The organism is Herbidospora cretacea (assembly GCF_001570605.1).
GTDB lineage: Bacteria > Actinomycetota > Actinomycetes > Streptosporangiales > Streptosporangiaceae > Herbidospora > Herbidospora cretacea.
On sequence record NZ_BBXG01000011.1, the window covers coordinates 175,536 to 199,690 of the forward strand.

Here is a 24,155-nt window from a genome sequence, read left to right on the forward strand (position 1 = left end):
CCACGTACTGTCCTGACGGTCCCTTTACCAACGCATGGAGCACCCTTGAAGCGCACTCTCGCCATCTCCGGTGTGGCCGCCGGCCTCCTGGCTTCCGCCCTCGTCACCCAGCCCGCCAACGCGGCCGGCGACGTGGCGAGCGACCCGCTGGCCAAGACCTCGCTCGCGGCCAGGAACGTCGTCGCCTACTGGTTCGCGAACAAGTACGCCAACCTCGTGGGCTCGACGCCCTACAACGCCGAAACGACCTTCAAGGTCAGCAAGCACGTCTCCACCGGCGGCCCCGCCGCCGACGGGAAGGCTGGAACGGTCCCCGCCATCGGCGACGAGGCCAAGCCCGCCGGTTCGTCCAAGAACGTCAACCTCCCCCGCACCACCGGCAAGGTGTTCTTCCGCGGCGGCGACGGCAGGCCCCACTGGTGCACCGCCACCTCGCTGCAGTCGAAGTACAAGAACCTGGTCGCCACCGCCGGCAGCTGCGTCTACGACACGGTGACCAACAAGGCCACGCTCGACTACTGGGCCTTCGTCCCCGGCTACTACCAGGGCAAGACCCCCTGGGGCATCTACGTCGGCAAGACCGCCTACACCCACTACGACTTCGACGTCTACGAGGACGGCGACCGCAACTACGCGTTCGTCACCGTCTACAACGGCCTCAAGGCCCCGTCGTCGGGCCTGCCCGCCAAGGGCAGCGAGTTCGCCCGGTGGATGCGGACCGAGAACACCAAGGAAGTCACCAAGGCCGAGTGGGAGACCTACAGCAAGGCCATCCGCTCGCCCGGCCCGATCAAGGGCAAGTACTACGTCATCCGCTTCACCGACGCCGGCCGCCTCGGCGACAACGTCGGCGGCCAGGGCCTGGCCTACAACCAGAAGATCGGGACGAACGTCTACGTCTTCGGCTACCCGAGCGGCTCTCACCCGGACGGCAACCACGCCTTCACCGGCCACACGCTCAAGTGGAGCTACGGCAAGACGTTCAAGGCCAAGGCGTCGGCCGTGAAGGCCGAGGAGCTCATCGGCGTCAAGTCGTCGTTCACCGGCCAGGGCGCGCTGGGCTCGGCGTGGCTGAGCCAGTACAAGAGCACCCGCCGCCTGGGCTACCTCAACGGCGTGACGAGCGGCGTCTCCGACACCGACGGTAACAAGCGCATCGACACCTCGGTCTCCGCCTACTTCGACGGCGAGACCTACGGCGTCTACAAGTCGGCCGCGAACCTGTGGAGCGGCTCGATCGCGTAAGCACTTTCGAAGGTCAGGGGCCCGGTCGTTTTCGACCGGGCCCTTTGCCGTTCGCGCCTGGTTCCATTGATCTTGAGTGATTTACGTCACATTCCCAGACTCTTCACAGGAACCTGTGGTTTTCTACGCCGCCCAGCCGTCACATGCCGACGGCGGCAGAGCTGCGCTTCTACCCCTTCACTGTCATTGACATCTCTGTCAACAATTCGTCAGTGAAATCACGGACCTGTTTCGGTCACTCAGAGCTACGGGCGAGCCTCAAGCAAACCTTCAGCCACAGAGGCCCCCGCTGTAAGGTCCCCTCATCCCTTTCCTGACGCATGGGACGCAAGATGCGTCTCACGACAGACCAAGGAGTTCCCCCATGAAGCGCACTCTCGCCCTCGGTGGCGTGGCGGCGGGCCTGCTGGCCTCCGCCCTCGTCACCCAGCCGGCATCCGCCGCCGGTGACGTCGCCAGCACCCCGCTGGCTTCGACCGGCATCGCGGCGCAGAACATCGTCGCCTACTGGGCCGCCAACAAGGCTGCCAACCTCGTGGGCGCGACCCCCTACGACGTGGAGACCCAGGTCGTCGGGAAGCACGTCTCGACCGGTGGCCCGACCGCCGACACCAAGCCCGGGATCGTTCCCGCCATTGGTGACGAGAAGAAGGTCGCCAGCACCTCGAAGAACGTCAACCTGCCCAAGACCACGGGCAAGGTGTTCTTCACCGGCTCCGACGGCGCGCCGCACTGGTGCACCGCCACCTCCGTCCAGGCCGCGTACAAGAACCTTGTCGCGACCGCCGGCCACTGCGTCTACGACGTCGTGTCCAACGCCGCCACGCTGAAGAACTGGGTGTTCGTCCCCGGTTACTACCAGGCGAAGACCCCGTGGGGCATCTACGTGGGTAAGCAGGCCTTCACCCACTACGACTTCGACGTGTACGAGGACGGCGACCGCAACTACGCGTTCGTCACCGTGTACAACGGTCTGAAGGCTCCGCACGACGGCCCCGCCTTCGGCGGTCCGACCCCGAAGACGCCGAAGTGGTACGACACTTCCGGCGGCACCGGCTGGAACGACCTCGGTGGCTGGGCTGAGGTCACCAAGGAGGTGTACGACCAGTACTTCGGCTTCGACACCTTCATCGGTGACACGTACAAGTTCTTCGTGAACAAGCCCGGCACGAAGTGGCACGGATGGCACTACTTCGTCTGGAAGTTCGTGGACGCTGGCCGTCTCGGCGACAACGTCGGTGGCCAGGGCCTCGCGTACAACCAGAAGATCGGCCAGTCGGTCTACGTCTTCGGCTACCCGAGCGGCAAGCACCCGGACGGCAACCACGCCTACTCGGGCCACACGCTCAAGTGGAGCTACGGCAAGACCTTCGCGGCGAAGGCTTCGGACATCAAGGCCGAGGAGATCATCGGCATCAAGTCCTCCTTCACCGGTGAGGGCTCGCTGGGCTCCGCGTGGATCTCGCAGTACAAGAGCGCTCGTCGCCTTGGCTACCTGAACGGTGTGACGATCGGCGTCTCCGACACCGACAAGAACAACCGTATCGACACCTCGGTTTCCCCGTACTTCGACGGTGAGACCTTCGGCGTCTACAAGGCTGCTGCGAACCTGTGGAGCGGCTCGATCGCCTAAGCGGTCACCAGCTCGAACGGAAGGCCCGGTCGTTCACGACCGGGCCTTTCGCCGTTTCCGGGGAGTTGGGGACGACCGCCGAGCCGGTTCCCCTCATCGCATGTGATTTACATCACATTCCCAGGCTCTTCCCAGATTCTCGGGCTCCGCCACGCCCGCCTCCCGAAGATCACGGTCAGGTCTCCGATCTGGGGCTCCACCCTGAAGGCCGAGCTGACACGGGGGTCGACACCCAGTCAGTTTGATCACGGATACATCTCGTGACTTTCATGGTCAACATTGGCCCCAGAGATCGCATGAGAACCGCCCAAGATCGGCTGTAAGGTCCGCTTATCCCTTTCCTGACGCATGGGACGCAAGACGCGGCCCACGTACAGACCAAGGAGTTCCCCCATGAAGCGCACCCTCGCCCTCGGCGGTGTGGCGGCCGGCCTGCTGGCCTCCGCTCTCGTCACCCAGCCGGCCTCCGCGGCCGGCGACGTCGCCAGCGACCCGCTGGCCTCGACGGGCATCCAGGCCAAGAACATCGCGGCCTTCTGGCTGGCGGAGAACGCCGCCAACCTCGTCGCCGCGACGCCTTACGACGTGGAGACCACGGTCACCTCGAAGCACGTCTCGACCGGCGGCCCGACGGCCGACACCAAGCCTGGTGTCGTCCCCGCCATCGGTGACGAGAAGAAGACCACCAGCACGTCCAAGAACGTGAACCTGCCCAAGACCACGGGCAAGGTGTTCTTCTCCGACGGCTTCGAGAACAAGGGCACCTTCTGGCGTCCGAAGTGGGTCGCGAAGAACCCGCACTGGTGCACCGCCACCTCGGTTCAGTCGAACTACCGCAACCTGGTCGCCACCGCCGGTAGCTGTGTCTACAACACGGAGACCAACTCGGCGACCATGAACTACTGGGTGTTCGTCCCGGGTTACTACCAGGGCAAGACCCCGTGGGGCGTGTACGTCGGCAAGCAGGCCTTCACCCACTACGACTACGACGTGTACGAGGACGGCGACCGCAACTACGCGTTCGTCACCGTGTACAACGGTCTCACCCTGAACGGCCCCGACCAGTCCGCTCCCGTGAGCAAGGTCGAGGTCACCGAGGCTGAGTACAAGACGTACTGGGAGAACAGCAACCGCCTGCTGCTGGCCGGCGCCGAGAAGGACGCCGCTGGCAAGTGGCACTTCTACATCTGGAAGTTCAAGGACGCTGGCCGTCTCGGCGACAACGTCGGCGGCCAGGGCTTCGCGTACAACCAGAAGGTCGGCCAGAGCGTCTACGTCTTCGGCTACCCGAGCGGCTCGCACCCGGACGGCAACCACGCCTACTCCGGCGCCACCCTCAAGTGGACCTACGGGAAGACCTTCGCCGCCTCGGCGTCGGCCATCAAGGCCGAAGAGCTGATCGGCGTCAAGTCCTCCTTCACCGGTGAGGGCGCCCTCGGTTCCGCGTGGATCTCGCAGTACAAGAGCGCTCGTCGTCTGGGCTACCTGAACGGCGTGACAATCGGCGTCTCCGACACCGACAAGAACAAGCGCTACGACACCTCGGTTTCCCCGTACTTCGACGGTGAGACCTTCGGCGTCTACAAGGCCGCCACGAACCTGTGGACCGGCTCGATCGCCTAAGCGGTCACCAGCTGAACCAGAAGGCCCGGTCGTTCTCGACCGGGCCTTCTGTCGTTCCCAAAGGTTGGGTTAACCGCCGAAACGGTTCCATCGATCTCACGTGATTCACATCACATTCTCAGGCTATTCCAAGATTCAACGGCCTTCCCCGGATCGCACGGCAGCGGCAGCCTCCCCGTCTGAGCTGCCCCTTCACTGGAACTTTGGGTTGACAGCTCGGTGAACTCCGAGTCAGTTCGATCACGAAAACATCTCGCCGCCTCAGGGGCGCCGGTGGACCCCAGAGATCGCTCCAGACCCATCCAAGATCGGCTGTAAGGTCCACTTATCCCTTTCCTGACGCATGGGACGCGAGGCGCGGCCCACGTACAGACCAAGGAGTTCCCCCATGAAGCGCACCCTCGCCCTCGGTGGCGTGGCGGCCGGCCTCCTCGCCTCCGCCCTCGTCACCCAGCCGGCTTCCGCGGCCGGCGACGTCGCCAGCTCCCCGCTGGCCAACAACGCCATCGCGGCGAAGAACATCGCCTCCTTCTGGTGGGCCGAGAACATGGCCGCCCTGAAGGGTGCGACCCCCTACGACGTGGAGACCCAGGTCGTCGGCAAGCACGTCTCGACCGGCGGCCCCACCGCCGACACCAAGCCGGGCATCGTGCCCGCGATCGGTGACGAGAAGAAGGTCGCCAGCACCTCGAAGAACGTCAACCTGCCCAAGACCACGGGCAAGGTGTTCTTCCGCGGCGCTGACGGCAAGTCCCACTGGTGCACCGCCACCTCCGTCCAGGCCGCGTACAAGAACCTTGTCGCGACCGCCGGCCACTGCGTCTACGACGTCGAAGGCAACAAGGCGACCCTGGACCGCTGGGTCTTCATCCCGGGTTACTACCAGGGCAAGACCCCGTGGGGCATCTACGTCGGCAAGCAGGCCTTCACCCACTACGACTTCGACGTGTACGAGGACGGCGACCGCAACTACGCGTTCGTCACCGTGTACAACGGCCTCAAGCTGCCCCACGGCGGCCTGAAGGACGTCACGCCGGAGAACATCGGCAGCTGGGTCGAGGTCTCGCCCGAGCTCGCCAAGCAGTACGAGCACTGGCTGAAGAAGTTCAAGGGCGGCAAGTGGTACGTCTGGAAGTTCGTGGACGCCGGTCGCCTGGGCGACAACGTCGGCGGCCAGGGCCTCGCGTACAACCAGAAGGTCGGCCAGAACGTCTACGTCTTCGGCTACCCGAGCGGCTCGCACCCGGACGGCAACCACGCCTACTCCGGCCACACCCTGAAGTGGACCTACGGCAAGACGTTCGCCGCCAAGGCCGCGGACATCAAGGCCGAAGAGATCATCGGCATCAAGTCCTCCTTCACCGGTGAGGGCGCCCTCGGTTCGGCGTGGCTCTCGCAGTACAAGAGCGCGCGTCGCCTCGGCTACCTGAACGGTGTGACGATCGGCGTCTCCGACACCGACAAGAACAACCGTTACGACACCTCGGTTTCCCCGTACTTCGACGGTGAGACCTTCGGCGTCTACAAGGCTGCTGCGAACCTGTGGAGCGGCTCGATCGCCTAAGCGGTCACCAGCTCGAACGGAAGGCCCGGTCGTTCTCGACCGGGCCTTCCGCCGTTCCGGATTCGGTTCCATTGATCGCGTGTGATTTACATCACATTTGTCAATTAATGTCCGCCTTCTTCACCAGCAGTTAACTCTTGCAGTCAATGTCGACACCCCGGCAGGCGTGGGCTTCAGCGGTCTCCGAGTGCCCTGACTTGCCGATCAACTGTGAGTCATCCGAATAACAGCAGCATCACGGGCCTCTGAGGTGCGCGAACACCACTTCAGACGTAAAAGATCACAGGGGTAACCTCCGGAACATCCCTTTCCTGACGCATGGGACGCAAGAGCGGCCCACGTACAGACCAAGGAGTTCCCTCATGAAGCGCACCCTCGCCCTCGGCGGTGTGGCGGCCGGCCTGCTGGCCTCCGCCCTCGTCACCCAGCCGGCCAACGCGGCCGGCGACGTCGCCAGCGACCCGCTGGCCACGACCGGCATCGCGGCCAAGAACGTCGCGGCGCTGTGGCTGACCGAGAACGCCGCCAACCTGATCGCGGCCACGCCCTACGACGTGGAGACCACGGTCACCTCCAAGCACGTCTCGACCGGCGGCCCGACGGCCGACACCAAGCCGGGTGTCGTCCCCGCCATCGGTGACGAGAAGGCCACCACGAGCACGTCGAAGAACGTCAACCTGCCCAAGACCACGGGCAAGGTGTTCTTCTCCGACGGGTTCGAGAACAAGGGCACCAAGTACTGGCCGAAGTGGGTCGCGAAGAACCCGCACTGGTGCACCGCCACCTCGGTTCAGTCGAACTACCGCAACCTCGTCGCCACCGCCGGCAGCTGCGTCTACAACACCGAGACCAACAGCGCCACGATGCAGAACTGGGTGTTCGTCCCGGGTTACTACCAGGGCAAGACCCCGTGGGGCATCTACGTCGGCAAGCAGGCCTTCACCCACTACGACTACGACGTGTACGAGGACGGCGACCGCAACTACGCGTTCGTCACCGTGTACAACGGCCTCCAGCTCGGCACGGCCGCGCCCGTCGAGATCACCCAGGCCGAGTACGACACGTACCAGAAGAACGGTGGCGGCTTCACCACTCGCCGGAAGTACGAGAAGGTCGACGGCAAGTGGGTCACCAAGTACTACGCGTGGAAGTTCAAGGACGCCGGTCGCCTCGGTGACAACGTCGGCGGCCAGGGCTTCGCGTACAACCAGAAGGTCGGCCAGAGCGTCTTCGTGTTCGGCTACCCGAGCGGCTCGCACCCGGACGGCAACGCCGCCTACTCCGGCAAGACCCTCAAGTGGAGCTACGGCAAGACCTTCGGCGCCAAGGCCTCGGCCATCAAGGCCGAGGAGCTCGTCGGCGTGAAGTCCTCGTTCACCGGTGAGGGCTCGCTCGGCTCCGCGTGGATCGCGCAGTACAAGAACGCCCGTCGTCTGGGCTACCTGAACGGCGTGACCATCGGCGTCTCCGACACCGACGGCAACAAGCGCTACGACACCTCGGTCTCCGCCTACTTCGACGGCGAGACCTACGGCGTCTACAAGGCCGCCGCGAACCTGTGGACCGGTTCGATCGCGTAGTCACGCGCCCGACGGAAGGCCCGGCTCCGGCCGGGCCTTTTCGTTTGCCCGTTCCAACGGGGTCATCTTGGACGGATGAGCCTCCGGATCGGTGCCATCAGACCAATGTGATTTACATCACATCATCACCTGTTGATAACAACCCGACCACGGCTCTGACCTCGGGTCTGACAGGTTACGAAAAGATCACGGCGTTTGAGGGGTTTCGGTCGCCCTCCGATGAGCTACCCGGTGTGACGAACAGCCATGTAAGTTCCGGACTGCCCCTTTACTGACGCATGGGACGCAAGAGGCGCCCCACGACAGAGCAAGAGGAGTTCCCCCTTATGAAGCGCACTCTCGCCCTCGGTGGTGTGGCAGCCGGTCTGCTGGCTTCCGCTCTCGTCACCCAGCCGGCCTCCGCCGCCGGCGACGTCGCCTCCGACCCCTTGGCGACCACGGGCATCGCGGCCAAGAACATCGCGGCCCTCTGGTTGACGGAAGGCGCGGCGAACCTCATCAACGCGCTGCCGTACAACGTGGAGACCACGACCCCGGCCAAGCACGTCTCGACCGGCGGCCCCTCCGCCGACACCAAGCCGGGCATCGTCCCCGCCATCGGTGACGAGAAGAAGACCACGAGCACCTCGAAGAACATCAACCTGCCCAAGACCACGGGCAAGGTGTTCTTCGCCGACGGCGCCAAGAAGGACCCGGTGACCGGCAAGGTCGTCGCGGTCAACCCCCGCTGGTGCACCGCGACCTCCATCCAGTCGACCTACCGCAACCTGGTCGCCACCGCCGGTAGCTGTGTCTACGACACGGAGACCAACTCGGCGACCATGAACTACTGGGTGTTCGTCCCGGGTTACTACCAGGGCAAGACCCCGTGGGGCGTGTACGTCGGCAAGCAGGCCTTCACGCACTACGACTACGACGTGTACGAGGACGGCGACCGCAACTACGCGTTCGTCAACGTGTACAACGGCATCGCGCTCGGCCAGGGTGCGCCCGCCGAGATCACCGAGGCCGAGTACAACACGTACCAGAAGAACGGCGGCGGCTTCCTCACCCGTAAGAAGACCGAGAAGGTCAACGGCAAGGACGTCACCAAGTACTTCGTGTGGAAGTTCAAGGACGCCGGTCGCCTGGGCGACAACGTCGGTGGCCAGGGCTTCGCGTACAACCAGAAGGTCGGCCAGAACGTCTACGTGTTCGGTTACCCGAGCGGTTCGCACCCGGACGGCAACCAGGCTTACACCGGTAAGACCCTCAAGTGGAGCTACGGCAAGACGTTCGCCGCCAAGGCTGCCGCCATCAAGGCTGAGGAGATCATCGGCGTCAAGTCCTCGTTCACCGGCCAGGGCTCGCTGGGTTCGGCGTGGCTGGCGCAGTACAAGAACACCCGCCGCCTCGGCTACCTGAACGGCGTGACCATCGGTGTCTCCGACACCGACAAGAACAACCGCATCGACACCTCGCTGTCGGCCTACTTCGACGGCGAGACCTACGGCGTCTACAAGGCCGCCGCGAACCTGTGGACCGGCTCGATCGCCTAGTCGATCCGCGTGACAGCTTGACGAAAAAGCCCGGCAATCCAGCCGGGCTTTTTCTCGTTTTATCAATGCTTTAGAGCACTTGCCGGAGTGATGTAAGTTTCTGGCTATCCCCTTTCTGGCGAATGAGACGCAAGAGGCGTCTCACGTCAAGTGCAAGGAGCGAACCCCCTGTGAAGCGCATCCTCCTTCCCGTCGGCGTGGCCGGCCTCGTCGCCGCCTCGTTAGCGGTCCCCGCGCACGCCGGCCCCAAGGTGGGCACCTCGGCCAAGCTGTCGACCCCCGCCGCGGCCGCCGACACCCTGGCGTTCTGGACCGAGGACGGCGGCAAGAACCTGAAGGCCGCCGCCCCCTACGGCCTGGAGCACGCCAGAGTCCCCAAGCACGTCTCCACCGGCGGCCCGGCCGCCGACGGCAAGCCCGGCCTGGTGCCCGCCATCGGTGACGAGGCCAAGCCCACGACGACGACCAAGAACGTCAACCTGCCCAAGAGCACCGGCCGCGTGTTCTTCGTGCTCGGCGACGGCCTCTACTCCTGCTCGGCGTCGTCGATCCAGTCGGCGTACAAGAACCTGGTGGCCACCGCCGGCCACTGCGCCTACGACATCGAGAGCAACGCCAGCGTCGTCGGCAAGTGGGTCTTCATCCCCGGCTACTACCAGGGCAAGGCTCCCTGGGGCATCTACGTCGGCAAGACCGCCTACACCCACTACGACTTCAGCGTGTACGAGGACGTCGACCGCGACTACGCGTTCGTCACCGTCTACAACGGCATCACGCCGGCCGACGGCAAGTGGAAGGACGTCGGCCGCCTGGGCGACAACGTCGGCGGGCAGGGGTTCGCCTACAACCAGAAGGTCGGCGCCCCGACCTTCGTCTTCGGCTACCCGACCGCGGCCCACGGCGACGGCGACTACGCGTACACCGGCGGGACCCTGAAGTGGTGCTACGGCAAGCCGGTCTACCCCGTGGTCGAGAAGACCGTGAAGGCCGAGGAGCACATGGCCCTCAAGTGCTCGATGACCGGCGGCGCCTCCGGCGGCCCGTGGATCGTCAAGTACAGCAGCAACGCGCGCAAGGGCTACATCAACGGCGTGACCAGCCTCGGCGGCGACACCGACGGCAACCACCGCAGCGACCTGATCACCTCGCCCTACTTCGACGGCGAGACCTACTCGGTCTACAAGGCCGCGGCCCCGCTGTGGTCGGGCTCGATCGTCAAGAAGGACGGCACCCTCGGCATCAGCGAGGTTAAGTAATAGCTGTGTGACTTAGGTCACATTCTCTCTCCTCCCGTTTGTTTTCGGTCTCACGGTTAGTCACCTGGAAGATCCAATCCGCAACGGGAGGAAAGGGAGGGTCAACGTGGACACTCGAGCACGCCTGAGCCTCGTGACCGCCGGCATCGCCGGATCCGCCGTACTGGTGGCATTACCGGCCAGCGCCGCCTCGCCCGCCGACGGACCCACGGTCTCCGTGGCAGACGCCGACAACATCGCGGGCTTCTGGTTCCGCAGCAACAACAAGGCGCTGAAGGCGGCCACCCAGTGGGGCCCCGACGCCGAGACGGTCGCCAAGGTGGCCAAGCTGTCCTCGAAGGGCGGTCCCTCGGCCGACGGCAAGGCCGGCACCGTCTCTCCGACCGGACCGGGCGGTCAGGCCGGCACCTCGAAGAACATCAACATCCCCAAGACGCTGGGCAAGGTCTTCTTCCAGAAGAACGGCAAGACCTACTGGTGCTCGGCGACCTCCATCCAGGCGAAGTACAAGAACCTGGTGGCCACCGCCGGCCACTGCGTCTTCGACACCGACGACAACGACCACATGCTCAACAGGTGGATCTTCGTCCCGGGCTACTACCAGGGCAAGGCCCCCTTCGGCGTGTACGTCGCCAAGCAGGGCTTCACCCACTACGACTTCGACGTCTACGAGGACTACGACCGCGACTACGCGTTCGTCACCGTCTACAACGGCGTCAAGTTCGAGGCGACGAAGTCCGTCTCCGAGAAGACGTACAAGGGTCACGGCGGCGAGCGGTGGCGCGACAAGGGCAAGTGGTGGATCCTCACCGTCAAGGACGCCGGCCGCCTCGGCGACAACGTCGGCGGCCAGGGCCTGGCCTACAACCAGAAGGTGGGCGCCGGCGCGGTGTACGCCTTCGGCTACCCCGCGGCCCGTCACCCCGACGGCAACAAGGCGTTCACCGGGGTCACCCCCAAGTGGTGCTACGGCAAGCCCAACCGTGAGGTCACGGACGCGTCCCTCAAGATCGAGGAGCAGATCGCGATCACCTGCTCGATGACGCCGGGCGCCGACGGCGGCCCGTGGCTGCTGAAGTACAGCAACGCCCGCCGCCTCGGTTACGTCAACGGCGTGACCAGCGCCTTCGCCGACTCGAACGGCAACGACCGCATCGACAAGATCACCTCGCCCTACTTCGACGGCGAGACGTACGACGTCTACAAGGCCGCGGCCAACAACTGGTCCGGCAGCATCGTCAAGAAGTAACACCTGTAGACAGGGCAGGGCCCGGCCTCCACGAGGCCGGGCCCTTTCGTCATCTGCGGGCCACGCCGTCCTTGCGGGCCTGGTCGGCCACCGCGCGGGTGACGGCGGGGGCGACCCGGGGGTCGAACGGCGACGGGATGATGTAGTCGGCCCGCACCTCGTCGCCCACGACGCCGGCCAGGGCCTCGGCCGCGGCGATCTTCATGTTCTCGGTGATCGCGGTGGCCCTCACGTCGAGGGCGCCCCGGAAGACGCCGGGGAAGGCCAGCACGTTGTTGATCTGGTTGGGGAAGTCGGACCGCCCGGTCGCCACCACGGCGGCGTGCTTGGCCGCGACGTCGGGCAGGACCTCCGGCGTCGGATTCGACAGGGCGAACACGATGGCGTCCTGGGCCATCGAGGCGATGGCCCGCTCGGAGATCGTCGCGCCCGACAGCCCGATGAACACGTCGGCCCCGGCCAGCGCCGACTCGCTCGACCCGGTCAGCCCGGCCTTGTTGGTCTCCCGGGACAGCGCGTCCTTGTACGGGTTCATGCCGGCCCGGCCCTCGAAGATCAGCCCCTTGCTGTCGGAGACCGCGATGTCGCCGATGCCGGCGTTCAGCAGCATGCGGGTGACCGCGACCCCGGAGGCCCCGGCTCCCGCCACCACGGCCCGCAGTTCCCTGAGCGGGCGGCCGATCACCCGGGCGGCGTTGGTGAGCGCGGCGGTGGCGACGATGGCGGTGCCGTGCTGGTCGTCGTGGAAGACCGGGATCGACAGCCGCCGCCGCAGCTGGTCTTCGATCTCGAAGCAGCGGGGCGCGCTGATGTCCTCCAGGTTGATGCCGCCGAAGGAGGGCGCGAGGCGCACGACGGTCTCGACGATCTCGTCGACGCCGGTGCAGTCGAGGCAGATCGGCACCGAGTCGACCCCGCCGAACTCCTTGAACAGCAGCGACTTGCCCTCCATCACGGGCATGGCCCCGGCCGGGCCGATGTCGCCGAGGCCCAGCACGGCGGTGCCGTCGGTGACCACGGCCACCACGTTGGAGACCCAGGTGTACTCGTTGACGAGCTCGGGAGCGTCGGCGATGGCGGAGCAGACGCGGGCGACGCCCGGCGTGTAGGCGAGCGAGAGATCATCGGCATTACGGACCGGAATGGTGGCTCGAACCTCAAGCTTTCCGCCGCGGTGCAGCGCGAAGGCCGGATCGAGGTCGAGGGCTTCGAGGGAAGCAGTCATGACGAAGACCCCTGGAGTCTGGTGACGGACACAACACAGACCGTTACAGCACGAGGCCCGGGCGTTGGTGAACGCCGGGAACCGTCGTCGTTGACGGTCGTCTCGGGAGCGGGGGTCACCCGTCGCCCTAGTGTGCCACACGCGCAAACGGCCTCTCGCGATCCGTCATGCCACGGCCGTTTCGCCTTTATCGCCCTGTCAATCTCTTTGGAAATTTCCGTCCCTGTGTAATACTCAATGTCCAGAGTCACCTATTACAGGGTTCTCCGTGGACTTGACCTCATACGCCGAACTGGCGGTCCTGCTCGTCAACCGGCGGGACGACCTGCGGACCCTCGACGGGCTCCGCGCCCTGCTGGCCGAGACGGGCCGCACCGAGGCCGCCGGCCGGGTCACCCGGCGCGACCTCGACCACGTGCTCGAACTGCGCGACGAGCTGACCGAGGTGTTCGAGTCGGCCGCCGCGGGCGACCAGGACGACGTGGTCCAGCGCCTGAACGGGCTGCTGGTGCGCCATCCCGTCCATCCTCAGATCGCCGGTCACGACGGCCAGCCCTGGCACATGCACCTGACCGAGGGCGGCCGGGTCGGCGACACCGTCGCGGTCGGGTCGGTGATGGGCCTGGCCAGCGTGGTCACCGGCCTCGGGGCCGACCGGCTGGGCCTGTGCCAGGCGCCGCCGTGCCGCAACGCCTATCTCGACACCTCGTCGAACAGATCGCGGCGTTACTGCTCCGAGCGCTGCGCCAGCCGCGCCAACGTGGCCGCCTACCGGGCCAGGAAGCGCGGCCCGAAGGCGAGCGAGGGCCAGTAGCGGCCGACCACCTTCCCGACGATCGCCTCGGGCGGGACCGCGCCGAAGTCCCACGAGTCCTTACGGCCGGGCGCGCTCTGGTTGTCGCTCTCCAGCCACCAGCCCTCATCGGTCCACCGGAACACCCTTTTGACGATGACGTTCCCGGGTAGGCGAGCGATCACGACGTCTCCGGGACGGATCTTCGCGCGGAGGCGGACCACCAGGCAGTCGCCCGGCCGCAGCGCCGGAAGCATGGAGTCCCCGGAGACCCGGGCACTGGTGAACATGATCCACCTCAGAGAGTAATGTCGGTTCCGCAGCCACTCTGACGAAAGGAAACCCGATGCTTGCCAAGCTCGTGGCATCGGCCCATTGTGACCTGCCGTGCGGCGTCTACGACCCCGCCCAGGCACGTATCGAGGCCGAATCGGTCAAGGCGATCATGCAGAAGTACGCCGACAACGACGACCCGGTGTTCCGGGCGCGCGCCCTCGGCATCAAGGAGGAGCGGGCCGAGCTCGTCAAGCACCACCTCTGGGTGCTCTGGACCGACTACTTCAAGCCCCCGCACCTGGAGGCCCACCCGCAGCTCCACCAGCTCTTCTGGGACGCCACTAAGCTGGCCGGCGCCGCCGGGGCCAAGGGCACCGTCGACGTCGCCAAGGCCGACGACCTCCTGGGCAAGATCGACGAGATCGCGAAGATCTTCTGGGAGACGAAGGCCGCCTAGGCCTTCCGCACCGGGCCCCGCACGCGTGGCCGAGCCGATTCGCCGGCTCGCTTTCCGTGCGGGGTCCGCGCATTTCCGGCATCGGCGCGTCCAAGCCGAGCAATCATGGTCGAGTGGCGGTAGGTTGCAAACATGCGGCCCCGCGAGATGTGGCCGGCTGGGCGAGGAGGATCGTGACCGACGCAACTGATGTCACAGGGGATCTGGCTGGGATCCGCGACGCCGTGAGCGTCCGGCTTCCCGCGGCCAGCGCCTATCTGTCCGTGTTGCGGACCGCGACAGCAGGTCTGGCGGCACGGCTCGACTTCACCATCGACGAGATGGAAGATCTGCGGATCGCCGTCGACGAGGCCTGCGCGATGCTGCTGCGCCACGCCGTCCCCGGCACCGACCTGATCGCGGAGTTCGAGCTGACCGGGCAGGAGATGTCGATCCGGGTCGAGGTCACCACCGTCGGGATCGCCGAGCCCAAACGCGATGACTTCGCCTGGATGGTGCTCACCGCGCTCGCCGACGACGTCGATGCCGTGTCCTCCCCCGATCACATGGCGATCGTGCTGCGCAAGCAGCGGGGCGCGGCGAGGCCGGCGTGACGGAAAGGACCCGTTCCATGGCCACCAGCGACTCCGGAGTCCCGGACCGGGTGCGAGCCCGCGCCCTCTTCGGTGAGCTCGCTGAGATGCCGGCCGACGACCCGCGCCGCCCGCGCATCCGCGACGAGCTCGTGGAACTTCACCTGCCGCTGGTGGAATACCTCGCCCGCCGGTTCCGCAACCGCGGCGAGTGGCTCGACGACCTGACCCAGGTGGCGACGATCGGCCTGATCAAGTCGATCGACCGGTTCGACCTGGCCCGCGGCGTGGAGTTCTCGACCTACGCGACCCCGACCATCGTCGGGGAGATCAAGCGCCACTTCCGCGACAAGGGCTGGGCGGTCCGCGTGCCGCGCCGCCTGCAGGAGCTGAAGCTGTCGCTCACCAAGGCGATCAGCGAGCTCTCGCAGCGCGAGGGCCGCGCGCCCACGGTGGCCGAACTGGCCGCCCACCTCCAGATGACCGAGGAAGAGGTGCTGGAGGGCCTCGAGTCGGCCAACGCCTACTCGACGGTCTCCCTCGACGCTCCCGACTCGGGCGACGACGACGCGCCGGCGGTCTCCGACTCGCTCGGCATCGTCGACGAGTCGCTGGAGGGCGTGGAATACCGCGAGTCGCTGAAGCCGCTGCTGGAGCGCCTCCCGCCCCGCGAGAAGCGCATCCTGCTGCTGCGGTTCTTCGGCAACATGACCCAGTCGCAGATCGCGACCGAGCTGGGCATCTCGCAGATGCACGTGTCCCGGCTGCTGGCCCGCACTCTCGCCCAACTGCGCGAGGGCCTCACCGCGGAAGACTGAGAAGCGAACGTCCGCCGGCCGGTGTCGTCCCACGACACCGGCCGACGCGCGTCAGGCGTCGTGCGTGAGCGCGTGGGTCGAGGCCGGCGCGAGCAGAGTGACGAGAATCACGGCGGCCGTGACGATCAGCGGGACCCCCCACGCGAGCTGCCCCGACTGGATCAGCGTGATCGCCACCGGCACGGCGAAGATCTGGGTGACCACGGCCGGCCCCCGGCTCCAGCGCAGCACCTGGACGATCCCCCACGCCACCCAGAGCAGCCCCGCGCCCACTGCCAGGCCGAACACGGCCAGCACCAGGGAACTCATCACGTCGCCGGCCTCGCCGAGCAGGGTTTCGTAGCCGACCCAGCCGCCGAGCGCGAGGGCGGTCAGCCCTTCGAGCGCGACGAGGGCCGCGGCGACGACAAGAGTGAACGGACGGTTCGACACAGTTGGTGAGACTACCCGTCGCATAACCTTCAGGCATGCGGGCACTTCTGCTGGTCAACCCCAAGGCGACCTCGACCAACCTGCGCACGCGCGACGTCCTGATCCGGGCGCTCGGGGCGGCGGTGGATCTGGAGGTCGCCGAGACCGGATATCGGGGGCACGCGTCGCTGCTGTCCGCCACCGCGAAGGAGAAGGGCTTCGACGCGGTGGCCGTCCTCGGCGGCGACGGAACGGTCAACGAGGTGGCCAACGGCCTCATGGCGGTCGACGACCGGGCCAAGATGATCATCATTCCGGGCGGCAGCGCCAACGTGCTGGCGCGGGCGCTGGGGCTGCCCAACGACCCGATCGAGGCCACCGGAGCGGTGCTGGAGGCGCTGCGCGAGGGCCGTTCCCGGACGATCAGCCTGGGCCTGGCGGAATGGGATGTTAGAGATTCCGGGACAGGGGCAGGTGTCGAGTCTCGCTACTTCACATTCTGTGCCGACCTGGGCTGGGACGCCGAGGTCATCAGGGCCGTCGAGGGCCTGCGCAGCGCCGGTTACCGTGCTTCGCCGACGCTGTACATGCAGACGGCGCTGCGGCACTACCTCATGACCGACCGGCGGCATCCGTCGATGACGTTGACGCGGCCCGGACGGGCCGACGAGCCGGGGATCTTCCTCGCGATCGTCTCCAACACGGCGCCGTGGACCTTCGTCGGGAACCGGCCGGTCAATCCGACGCCGTGGGCCGGGTTCGACACCGGGCTCGATGTGCTGGCGATGACGAAACTGCGCCTGCCGGCCGTGATGAGCCTGCTCCGGCAGATCGTCGGCGAGCCGCAGGGATTGCCGACGGGTAAACACCTGGTTCAGGCACATGACGAGAGTGTTTTCACTCTTGAGTCGATTCGGCCCATCGCACTGCAGCTTGACGGCGACTACCTGGGAGAACGGGAAAGGGTTACATTTCGCTCTATCCCGGACGCGTTACAAGTTCTGGTCTAGACAGTTACAAGCGGTCATAGTGTGACGCATCCGACAGCTAGGACCCGCAAAACCTTCCCCCAAACCTCTTGTGTGCTGTAGGAGTGGCTGAAAAGCTGACTGCGACGTCGGAACGTAGGACCTTTACGAGAGCCCAGCTCGCGCCGAAGGTCCCCGACGATCATCATCGCGAATCTCGTCCCTCACTTTCAGGGCGGCCGTTCGCATCAGTTAGTGAAACTGTTCACAAAGGTGCAGGAGCCGCCCAGGCTCCACTTACGAAGGAGTGGAACGCATGGACTGGCGCCACCGCGCTGCCTGCCGTGACGTGGACCCCGAGCTGTTCTTCCCGATCGGCAACACCGGGCCCGCGTTGATGCAGATTGAAGAGGCCAAGCAGGTCTGCCGTACGTGTACGGTCAGCGAGCTGTGCCTGAAGTGGGCGCTCGAGTCGGCTCAGGACGCCGGCGTCTGGGGCGGCCTGAGCGAGGACGAACGCCGCGCCGTCAAGCGCCGCACCGCCCGGGCCCGCGCCCGTGCCAACGTCTGAATTCATACAACCGAATTAGAGCGCGTCCGCATTGCGCGAATATTGCGCGTGCGTCAACTCCGGTGAATGTCGTTGGTGGGAACGTTCACCGGAATGCTGAGTATGACCTCCGTGCCGCCGCCTTCTCGCGGGGCTAGGTTGAGGCGCCCGGAGAGTTCTCCCACGACGAGGGTCCGCACGATCTGCAGACCGAGATTGCTGTTCGTCTCGATGTCGAATCCCGGCGGCAGCCCTTGGCCCTCGTCGGCGACCACCAGCTCCAGGGTGTCCGGATGGCGCTCGACCCGGACCTCCACGTTTCCGGGCAGGTCTTCCAGGCCGTGTTCCACGGCGTTCTGCAGCAGCTCGGTGAGCACCATCGCGATCGGCGTCGCCACGGCCGCCGGCAGCACCCCGAACGTCCCCGCCCGGCGCACCGACACCTGGGCCACCGCCACCTCGGCCGTCATCTGGATCACCCGGTCGGCGATCTCGTCGAAGGTGACCAGCTCCTCGGGCATCTGCGCCAGGGTCTCGTGCACGATCGCGATCGACCCGACCCGCCTGACCGCCTCGTCGAGCGCGGCCCGCCCCTCGGGCACCCGCAGCCGCCGCGACTGGAGCCGCAGCAGCGCCGCGACGGTCTGGAGATTGTTCTTCACCCGGTGGTGGATCTCCCGGATCGTGGCGTCCTTCGTCAGCAGCTCGCGCTCCCGCCGCCGCAGCTCGGTCACGTCGCGGACCAGCACCAGCGCCCCGATGCGCCCCCCGGAGATGATGAGCGGGATCGCCCGCAGCTGCACGACCGTGCCGCCGCGCTCCACCTCGGTCTCCCGGGGCACCTTGCCGCTGGCGACCAGCATCAGGTCTTCGTTGATCGGCTCGTCGCGGTAGCAGAGGTCGGCCGTCGTCTTGCCGAGCTCCGAGCCGACCAGGTCGGCGTGGAGCCCGAGGCGGCGATAGGCGCTCAGCGCGTTGGGCGAGGCGTAGGTGACCCGCCCGGCCCGGTCGAGCCGCAGCAGCCCGTCGCCCACCCTCGGCGACCGGACCAGCATCGGCTCGGCCTCCGGGAAGGGGAAGCGGCCTTCGGCGACCATCTGCGCCAGGTCGGAGGCGCTCTGGAGGTAGGTCAGCTCCAGCCGCGAGGGCGTGCGCGCCGAGGACAGGTTCGTCGACCGCTGGATGACCCCGATGAGCGGCCCGTCGAGCGCCCGCCGGACCGGGATCGTCTCCTCGCGGACCGGCACCCCCGTCGACCAGTCTGGATCGCCCTCCCGGCAGATGCGCCGCTCCTGCCAGGCCGTCTCGATCAGCGACCGCTCGTTGCGCCCGACGAACGAGCCGACGACGTCGTCGTGGTAGACCGTCGGCCCGGTCGTCGGCCGCATCTGGGCGACCGCGATCCAGCCGTCTTCGGCGGGGATCCACAGGATGAGGTCGGCGAAGGACAGGTCGGCGAGCAGCTGCCAGTCGGAGACCAGCGAATGCACCCATTCGAGGTCGGCCGCCGACAGATCGGTGTGCTTGGCCACCAGGTCGCTGAGAGTTGGCACCTAGGCATCTTGGCATCCTCCCCTCCACTAAAGGAGAGGGCCCCACGGTCACCCGTAGGAGTTCCTGCTTCGCCGCCGGCCGCCCGTCGGAGAAGAACACCGGCTCCACAGTCGTTTCGCCTCTCGACCAGCCCGGCCGCGAGGATGTTCTTCGCCGCATTGACGTCTCGGTCGTGGGTCGCGCCACAAGCGCATTCCCAGTTCCGGACGCTCAGTGGCATGGACCGCTGGACCATCCCACAGGCGGAGCACCTTTTACCAAGCCGTGTCGTGATCTTGTGCAGATGATCCCGCCTGCGATCGGCGATCCGGGCGTGGATCCGGGCGATGACGAGCATCGCCTTGGCCCGGTTGTTACTCCCCTTCGCCTTGCGAGCCAGTGCACGTTGAGCCCTGGCGAGCTTCCTTCTGTCAGCGCGCTCATGTCTGGGATTGGCGATCTTCTCCCCCGTCGACAGCGTCGCCAACGTGGTGATCCGCAGGTCCAGGCCCACCGTCGCGGCCGACGGAGGCAGTGGAGGAACCCCCTATTCCACGAGGAGAGACACGAACCATCGTCCCGCCGCATCTTTGCAGACGGTGACCGTGGACGGTTCTGCTCCGTCAGGCAGGGGACGTGACCATACGATGTCCAGCGGGCCGGGGATCCTCACCAAGGTGAGCTCGCCGTTCCGCCAGCGGAAACCCGACCGCGTGTACTCGGCCGACAGACGGGACCGCTTCCTCGTCTTGAAAACGGGATGCCTGGCTCGCTTGGCGAAGAAGTTCGCGAACGCCGACTGCAGATGCCGCAACGCCTGCTGCAGCGGCACGGCGGCCACCTCGTTGAGAAAGGCCAACTCCGGCGTGCGTTTCCAATCTGTCAGCGCAGCCGAAGACTGGACGCAGGAGATCCTGCGGCCTTCCTGCCGGTAAGCCCGGACCCGCTCTTCCAGGGCCCGGTTGTAGACCAGGCGGACGCAGCCGAAGGTCCTGGCCAGATGGCGAGCCTGGTCCAGGGTCGGATGAAAGCGGTACTTGTAGGCCCGCTTCACAGCCTGCGTCATGGAGCACAATCTAGTCCACGGTCACTTAGAAATCGCACATAAGTTCGAACCTGTGATGCCAAGCAACGCCCCCACTCCAAAAGGCGGGGCGTCCACGCCCTGAGCCCGAACACCAAATGCGAGAAGTTACCTGGCATCATCTCTCCATGCATGGGCCGATCGACCGACTTCGCCAGGCCGCCGACCTGCGTGCCGCCGCCGGGCTGACCCGGACGCTGCGGCCGCGTGGGCCCGACTTCGACGGGCTCCTCGACCTCGCCTCCAACGACTACCTGGGGCTCTGCCGCGATCCCCGGCTGACCGAGGCCGCCGTGACCGCGACCCGCGAGTGGGGCACCGGCGCGACCGGGTCCCGGCTGGTCACCGGGTCCACGCGGCTCCACCACGAACTGGAGGAACGGCTCGCCGACTTCGCCCGCGCGCCCCGCTCGCTGGTGTTCTCCTCGGGCTATCTCGCCAACCTCGCCGCCGTGGCCACGCTCGGCCGGGGCGGGCTGGTCGTCTCGGACGCGGGCAACCACGCCTCGATCGTCGACGCCTGCCGGCTGGCGCGGGCCCGCGTGGTGGTGACGCCCCACGGCGACGTCGCCGCCGTCGAGAAGGCGCTGGCCACGCGGACGGAGGAGAACGCCCTCGTGGTCACCGACGCCGTCTTCTCCGTCGACGGGGACCTCGCGCCGCTGGGGGCGCTCTCGGAGGTGGCCGTACGGAATGGAGCGCTCCTCGTCGTCGACGAGGCGCACGCGCTCGGTGTCGTGGGGGAATCCGGCCGCGGGGCGGTTCACGAAGCCGGACTTGCGGGGAATGTTCACATTGTGAGAACTGTCACGTTGTCGAAGTCACTCGGTTCCCAGGGTGGGGCCGTGCTGGGCGCGCCGGAGGTGGTCGACACCCTCGTCGACACCGGCCGCTCGTTCATCTTCGACACCGGGCTCGCCCCCGCGAGCGCCGGGGCCGCCCTGGCCGCGCTCACCATTCTGGAACAGGAGCCTGACCTGCCGCGACGTGCCCGTGAGATCGCCCTGGAGCTGAGCGCGACCGCGCGTGCGCTCGGCCTGGAGACGACCGAGCCGGCCGCCGCGGTGGTGCCGGTGGTGCTCGGCGATCCCCACCGGGCCCTGGCCGCCGCCGCGACCTGCGCGGACCACGGTGTGAAGGTCGGCTGCTTCAGACCCCCTTCGGTTCCCGACGGGCGGTCTTGCCTAAGGTTGACCGCTCGGGCCAATCTGGGGTCCGAAGATCTCGCGGTGACCGGGCGCGCGCTCGCCGCCGTGGCCGGAACGAAGGTGACCGCGTGACCGAAGACACTCCCCGGGTGCCGAAGTACTACGACGTCAAACGTAGCCTGCTCGAGCTCACCAAGAGCCTGCCCGCCGGGAGTGCACTGCCCCCCGAGCGTACCCTCGCGGTGCGCTTCGAGACCTCGCGCACGACGGTCCGCCAGGCGCTGACCGAGCTCGTCGTCGAGGGCCGCCTCATCCGCATCCAGGGCAAGGGCACCTTCGTCGCCCAGCCCAAGGTCGCCCAGGTGCTCCAGCTCACCTCTTATGTGCAGGACCTGCGCACCGTCGGTCTCGAACCCGACACCAAGATCCTCGACATCTCCTACATCACCGCCGACGAGGCACTCGGGCGGCGGCTGGCCATCAACCCCGGCGGCCGGGTGCTGCGCATCCACCGCCTCCGGCTGGCCAACGGCGAGCCGATGTCGATCGACACCACCCATCTGTCGGCGCGGCGGTTCCCACGGCTGCGGCGGGAGATGGAGGGCCACTCCTCTCTGTACGAGACCCTGCACAACGCCTACAGCGTCAGGCTCACCGACGCCGAGGAGATCATCGAGACCATCCTGGCCACCCCCTACGACTCGCAGGTCCTCGGCGTGGACATCGGGCTGCCGATGCTCATGCTGACCCGCCACGCCTTCGACGCCGACGGCCACCCCGTCGAGTGGGCCCAGTCCCTCTACCGGGGCGACCGCTACAAGTTCGTCACCCGGCTGCGGCGTCCGACTCCGTAATCTTGGCCGGATGAGCGTTCTTGTGGTGACCGGCACCGACACCGGTGTCGGGAAGACCGTGGTCACGGCCGCCGTCACGGCGTTGGCGATCGAGCGGGGCGGCCCGGTCGCCGTGGTCAAACCGGCTCAGACCGGTGTCGAGAAGGACGAGCCGGGCGACCTCGACGAGGTGATCCGGCTCTCGGGCGCGACCAACACCTTCGAGTTCGCCCGCTACCCCGACCCGCTGAGCCCGGCCGCCGCCGCGCGGGTGTCGGGCCTCCCGGCGCTCGACCTCGCCGAGACGGCGGCCCGCGTCGCCGAACTCGCCGAGTCCCACTCGCTGGTCGTGGTCGAGGGCGCGGGCGGTCTGCTCGTACGTTTCGACGAGGAGGGCGCCACCCTCGCGGACCTGGCCCACACACTGAAGGCGCAGGTCCTGGTCGTGGCACGGGCCGGCCTCGGCACCCTCAACCACACGGCGCTGACCCTGGAGGCGATGGCCAACCACGGGCTCGACCTGGCCGGCGTGGTCATCGGGTCGTGGCCGGCGGAGCCCGGCCTGGCCGAGCGCTGCAACGTCGCCGACCTGGAGATGCTGGCGGCCAGGCCGCTGGCGGGGGCCGTGCCGGAAAACTGCTCGGGGCTGTCGCCCGCGGCGTTCACCAAGGTCGCGCGGGCATCTCTAGGGGCCCCTCTGGGCGGCGCGTTCGACCCGTCGGCCTTCCGGTCGGCCCTTAGGATTTGGCAATGACCATCCTGGAGATCGCCAGAACACAGGTGCTCGACGAGGGCAGGGGCTTGACGCGGGAGCAGGCGCTCGAATGCCTGAACCTGCCCGACGAGAGCCTGCCCGACCTCCTCGCCCTCGCCCACGAGGTGCGGATGAAATGGTGCGGCCCTGAGGTCGAGGTCGAGGGGATCATCTCCCTCAAGACCGGCGGCTGCCCCGAGGACTGCCACTTCTGCTCGCAGTCGGGCCAGTTCACCTCCCCGGTCCGCTCGGTCTGGCTGGACATCGACGAGCTGGTGAAGGCCGCCGTCGAGACCGCCGCGACCGGCGCGACCGAGTTCTGCATCGTCGCGGCCGTGCGCGGGCCCGACAAGCGCCTGATGGACCAGGTCCGCGAGGGCGTCAAGGCCATCAAGGAGGCCGTCGACATCAACGTGGCCTGCTCGCTGGGCATGCTCACCCAGGCCCAGGTCGACGAGCTGGCCGAGATGGGCGTCCACCGCTACAACCACAACCTGGAGACCTGCCGGTCCCACTTCGGCAACGTGGTCACCACCCACACGTGGGAGGAGCGCTGGGACACCTGCCTGATGGTCCGCGAGGCCGGCATGGAGCTGTGCTGCGGCGGTCTCATCGGCATGGGCGAGACCATCGAGCAGCGCGCCGAGTTCGCCGCCCAGCTCGGCGAGCTCCAGCCCGACGAGGTCCCGCTCAACTTCCTCAACCCCCGTCCCGGCACGCCCTTCGCCGACTACCCGGTCGTCGAGGGCGCCGAGGCCCTGAAGACAATCGCGACTTTCCGCCTCGCACTACCGCGAACCATCCTCCGGTACGCCGGCGGGCGCGAACTTACCCTTGGCGACCTGGGCACTCGTGCGGGCATGATGGGTGGCATCAACGCGATCATCGTGGGCAACTACCTCACCACCCTCGGCCGTCCCCCCGCCGACGATCTGGCTCTGCTGACCGACCTGAAGATGCCGATCAAGGCCCTGTCCAAGACCCTTTAGACGCGAAAGGTTCGTCCGCCCGCGGCCAGGGCAGCTCGTAGGTCCCACTAGTTAAC

At 67.0% G+C, this 24,155-nt stretch carries 22 protein-coding genes and 1 pseudogene; 18 read left to right on the forward strand and 5 right to left on the reverse strand.

Annotated features, from left to right (window positions below):
- The first annotated feature begins 45 nt into the window (after positions 1-45).
- The 8 genes from AW270_RS22820 to AW270_RS22855 all read left to right on the forward strand — a co-directional run bounded on the left by AW270_RS22820 (position 46) and on the right by AW270_RS22855 (position 11,688).
- Positions 46-1,245, forward strand: a complete 1,200-nt coding sequence (locus AW270_RS22820; RefSeq protein WP_061297161.1) for a trypsin-like serine peptidase — start codon at positions 46-48, stop codon at positions 1,243-1,245.
- 364 nt (positions 1,246-1,609) lie between these two features.
- Entirely contained in the window at positions 1,610-2,878 is a 1,269-nt protein-coding gene (locus AW270_RS22825; RefSeq protein ID WP_061297162.1) for a trypsin-like serine peptidase, read from the forward strand.
- Between the two features lie 393 nt (positions 2,879-3,271).
- Positions 3,272-4,501 carry a trypsin-like serine peptidase gene (locus AW270_RS22830; RefSeq protein WP_061297163.1) on the forward strand — a complete coding sequence of 410 codons (1,230 nt, stop codon included), beginning with the start codon at positions 3,272-3,274 and terminating at the stop codon, positions 4,499-4,501.
- Positions 4,502-4,889: 388 nt separating this feature from the next.
- Positions 4,890-6,065 (forward strand): trypsin-like serine peptidase, encoded by a 1,176-nt coding sequence (locus tag AW270_RS22835; RefSeq protein ID WP_061297164.1) that lies wholly within the window; start codon positions 4,890-4,892, stop codon positions 6,063-6,065.
- Between the two features lie 362 nt (positions 6,066-6,427).
- Positions 6,428-7,645, forward strand: coding sequence for a trypsin-like serine peptidase (locus AW270_RS22840; RefSeq protein WP_061297165.1), 1,218 nt, complete (start codon positions 6,428-6,430; stop codon positions 7,643-7,645).
- A 326-nt stretch (positions 7,646-7,971) separates the two neighbouring features.
- The gene (locus tag AW270_RS41850; RefSeq protein ID WP_061297166.1) at positions 7,972-9,183 is read left to right on the forward strand and encodes a trypsin-like serine peptidase; all 1,212 of its coding nucleotides are present in this window, start codon (positions 7,972-7,974) and stop codon (positions 9,181-9,183) included.
- Positions 9,184-9,353: 170 nt separating this feature from the next.
- Complete coding sequence (locus tag AW270_RS22850) at positions 9,354-10,439, forward strand: trypsin-like serine peptidase (RefSeq protein ID WP_061297167.1); 1,086 nt, start codon at positions 9,354-9,356, stop codon at positions 10,437-10,439.
- A 106-nt stretch (positions 10,440-10,545) separates the two neighbouring features.
- The gene (locus AW270_RS22855) at positions 10,546-11,688 is read left to right on the forward strand and encodes a trypsin-like serine peptidase (RefSeq protein ID WP_245674811.1); all 1,143 of its coding nucleotides are present in this window, start codon (positions 10,546-10,548) and stop codon (positions 11,686-11,688) included.
- Between the two features lie 49 nt (positions 11,689-11,737).
- On the opposite strand, the gene AW270_RS22860 is transcribed toward AW270_RS22855, so the two are convergent.
- Positions 11,738-12,913 carry an NAD(P)-dependent malic enzyme gene (locus AW270_RS22860; protein WP_061297168.1) on the reverse strand — a complete coding sequence of 392 codons (1,176 nt, stop codon included), beginning with the start codon at positions 12,911-12,913 and terminating at the stop codon, positions 11,738-11,740.
- Positions 12,914-13,181: 268 nt separating this feature from the next.
- Here AW270_RS22860 and AW270_RS22865 point away from each other — a divergent pair, with 268 nt between their 5' ends.
- Positions 13,182-13,727 carry a CGNR zinc finger domain-containing protein gene (locus AW270_RS22865; RefSeq protein ID WP_061297169.1) on the forward strand — a complete coding sequence of 182 codons (546 nt, stop codon included), beginning with the start codon at positions 13,182-13,184 and terminating at the stop codon, positions 13,725-13,727.
- Here AW270_RS22865 and AW270_RS22870 read toward each other — a convergent pair.
- Positions 13,682-13,996, reverse strand: coding sequence for a S24 family peptidase (locus tag AW270_RS22870; RefSeq protein WP_061297170.1), 315 nt, complete (start codon positions 13,994-13,996; stop codon positions 13,682-13,684). The two genes, AW270_RS22865 and AW270_RS22870, sit on opposite strands and share 46 nt — an antisense overlap.
- 56 nt (positions 13,997-14,052) lie before the next feature.
- Here AW270_RS22870 and sodN point away from each other — a divergent pair, with 56 nt between their 5' ends.
- The 3 genes from sodN (at position 14,053) to AW270_RS22885 (ending at position 15,829) form a co-directional block, all read left to right on the forward strand.
- Complete coding sequence (gene sodN, locus AW270_RS22875) at positions 14,053-14,439, forward strand: superoxide dismutase, Ni (protein WP_061297171.1); 387 nt, start codon at positions 14,053-14,055, stop codon at positions 14,437-14,439.
- A gap of 173 nt (positions 14,440-14,612) precedes the next feature.
- Positions 14,613-15,032 (forward strand): ATP-binding protein, encoded by a 420-nt coding sequence (locus AW270_RS22880; RefSeq protein ID WP_061297172.1) that lies wholly within the window; start codon positions 14,613-14,615, stop codon positions 15,030-15,032.
- Between the two features lie 17 nt (positions 15,033-15,049).
- Positions 15,050-15,829: an RNA polymerase sigma factor SigF gene (locus AW270_RS22885; protein WP_082801764.1), complete on the forward strand. Its 780-nt coding sequence runs from the start codon at positions 15,050-15,052 to the stop codon at positions 15,827-15,829.
- A gap of 51 nt (positions 15,830-15,880) precedes the next feature.
- On the opposite strand, the gene AW270_RS22890 is transcribed toward AW270_RS22885, so the two are convergent.
- Positions 15,881-16,261, reverse strand: a complete 381-nt coding sequence (locus AW270_RS22890; RefSeq protein ID WP_061297174.1) for a hypothetical protein — start codon at positions 16,259-16,261, stop codon at positions 15,881-15,883.
- A 35-nt stretch (positions 16,262-16,296) separates the two neighbouring features.
- Here AW270_RS22890 and AW270_RS22895 point away from each other — a divergent pair, with 35 nt between their 5' ends.
- Positions 16,297-17,250: a diacylglycerol/lipid kinase family protein gene (locus AW270_RS22895; protein ID WP_061297175.1), complete on the forward strand. Its 954-nt coding sequence runs from the start codon at positions 16,297-16,299 to the stop codon at positions 17,248-17,250.
- 274 nt (positions 17,251-17,524) lie between these two features.
- On the forward strand, positions 17,525-17,779 hold the full coding sequence (locus tag AW270_RS22900) for a WhiB family transcriptional regulator (RefSeq protein WP_061297176.1): 255 nt from the start codon (positions 17,525-17,527) through the stop codon (positions 17,777-17,779).
- 53 nt (positions 17,780-17,832) lie between these two features.
- On the opposite strand, the gene AW270_RS22905 is transcribed toward AW270_RS22900, so the two are convergent.
- Positions 17,833-19,311, reverse strand: a complete 1,479-nt coding sequence (locus AW270_RS22905) for a PAS domain-containing sensor histidine kinase (RefSeq protein ID WP_061297177.1) — start codon at positions 19,309-19,311, stop codon at positions 17,833-17,835.
- 83 nt (positions 19,312-19,394) lie between these two features.
- Positions 19,395-20,357, reverse strand: a pseudogene (locus AW270_RS37925) (RNA-guided endonuclease InsQ/TnpB family protein); the annotation flags it as partial.
- A 146-nt stretch (positions 20,358-20,503) separates the two neighbouring features.
- On the opposite strand from AW270_RS37925, the gene AW270_RS22915 reads away from it, so the two are divergent.
- From AW270_RS22915 to bioB, 4 genes are read left to right on the forward strand one after another with little or no spacing between them, the layout of a single operon-like run.
- On the forward strand, positions 20,504-21,655 hold the full coding sequence (locus AW270_RS22915) for an 8-amino-7-oxononanoate synthase (RefSeq protein ID WP_061297178.1): 1,152 nt from the start codon (positions 20,504-20,506) through the stop codon (positions 21,653-21,655).
- Positions 21,652-22,377 carry a GntR family transcriptional regulator gene (locus AW270_RS22920; protein ID WP_061297179.1) on the forward strand — a complete coding sequence of 242 codons (726 nt, stop codon included), beginning with the start codon at positions 21,652-21,654 and terminating at the stop codon, positions 22,375-22,377. Before AW270_RS22915 ends, AW270_RS22920 begins: the two co-directional genes overlap by 4 nt.
- Positions 22,378-22,387: 10 nt before the next feature.
- Complete coding sequence (gene bioD / locus AW270_RS22925; protein ID WP_061297180.1) at positions 22,388-23,110, forward strand: dethiobiotin synthase; 723 nt, start codon at positions 22,388-22,390, stop codon at positions 23,108-23,110.
- Entirely contained in the window at positions 23,107-24,099 is a 993-nt protein-coding gene (gene bioB / locus AW270_RS22930) for a biotin synthase BioB (protein ID WP_061297181.1), read from the forward strand. Before bioD ends, bioB begins: the two co-directional genes overlap by 4 nt.
- The last annotated feature ends 56 nt before the right edge of the window (positions 24,100-24,155 follow it).

Bases quoted from the DNA above. Each gene is read 5' to 3' on its own strand.
- AW270_RS22895 (WP_061297175.1), top strand. From the start codon at position 16,297: ATGCGGGCACTTCTGCTGGTCAACCCCAAGGCGACCTCGACCAACCTG.
- AW270_RS22860 (WP_061297168.1), bottom strand. From the start codon at position 12,913: ATGACTGCTTCCCTCGAAGCCCTCGACCTCGATCCGGCCTTCGCGCTG.
- AW270_RS22885 (WP_082801764.1), top strand. From the start codon at position 15,050: ATGGCCACCAGCGACTCCGGAGTCCCGGACCGGGTGCGAGCCCGCGCC.
- AW270_RS22825 (WP_061297162.1), top strand. From the start codon at position 1,610: ATGAAGCGCACTCTCGCCCTCGGTGGCGTGGCGGCGGGCCTGCTGGCC.
- AW270_RS22900 (WP_061297176.1), top strand. From the start codon at position 17,525: ATGGACTGGCGCCACCGCGCTGCCTGCCGTGACGTGGACCCCGAGCTG.
- AW270_RS22835 (WP_061297164.1), top strand. From the start codon at position 4,890: ATGAAGCGCACCCTCGCCCTCGGTGGCGTGGCGGCCGGCCTCCTCGCC.
- AW270_RS22840 (WP_061297165.1), top strand. From the start codon at position 6,428: ATGAAGCGCACCCTCGCCCTCGGCGGTGTGGCGGCCGGCCTGCTGGCC.
- bioB (WP_061297181.1), top strand. From the start codon at position 23,107: ATGACCATCCTGGAGATCGCCAGAACACAGGTGCTCGACGAGGGCAGG.
- bioD (WP_061297180.1), top strand. From the start codon at position 22,388: ATGAGCGTTCTTGTGGTGACCGGCACCGACACCGGTGTCGGGAAGACC.
- AW270_RS22830 (WP_061297163.1), top strand. From the start codon at position 3,272: ATGAAGCGCACCCTCGCCCTCGGCGGTGTGGCGGCCGGCCTGCTGGCC.
- AW270_RS22870 (WP_061297170.1), bottom strand. From the start codon at position 13,996: ATGTTCACCAGTGCCCGGGTCTCCGGGGACTCCATGCTTCCGGCGCTG.
- sodN (WP_061297171.1), top strand. From the start codon at position 14,053: ATGCTTGCCAAGCTCGTGGCATCGGCCCATTGTGACCTGCCGTGCGGC.
- AW270_RS41850 (WP_061297166.1), top strand. From the start codon at position 7,972: ATGAAGCGCACTCTCGCCCTCGGTGGTGTGGCAGCCGGTCTGCTGGCT.
- AW270_RS22915 (WP_061297178.1), top strand. From the start codon at position 20,504: ATGCATGGGCCGATCGACCGACTTCGCCAGGCCGCCGACCTGCGTGCC.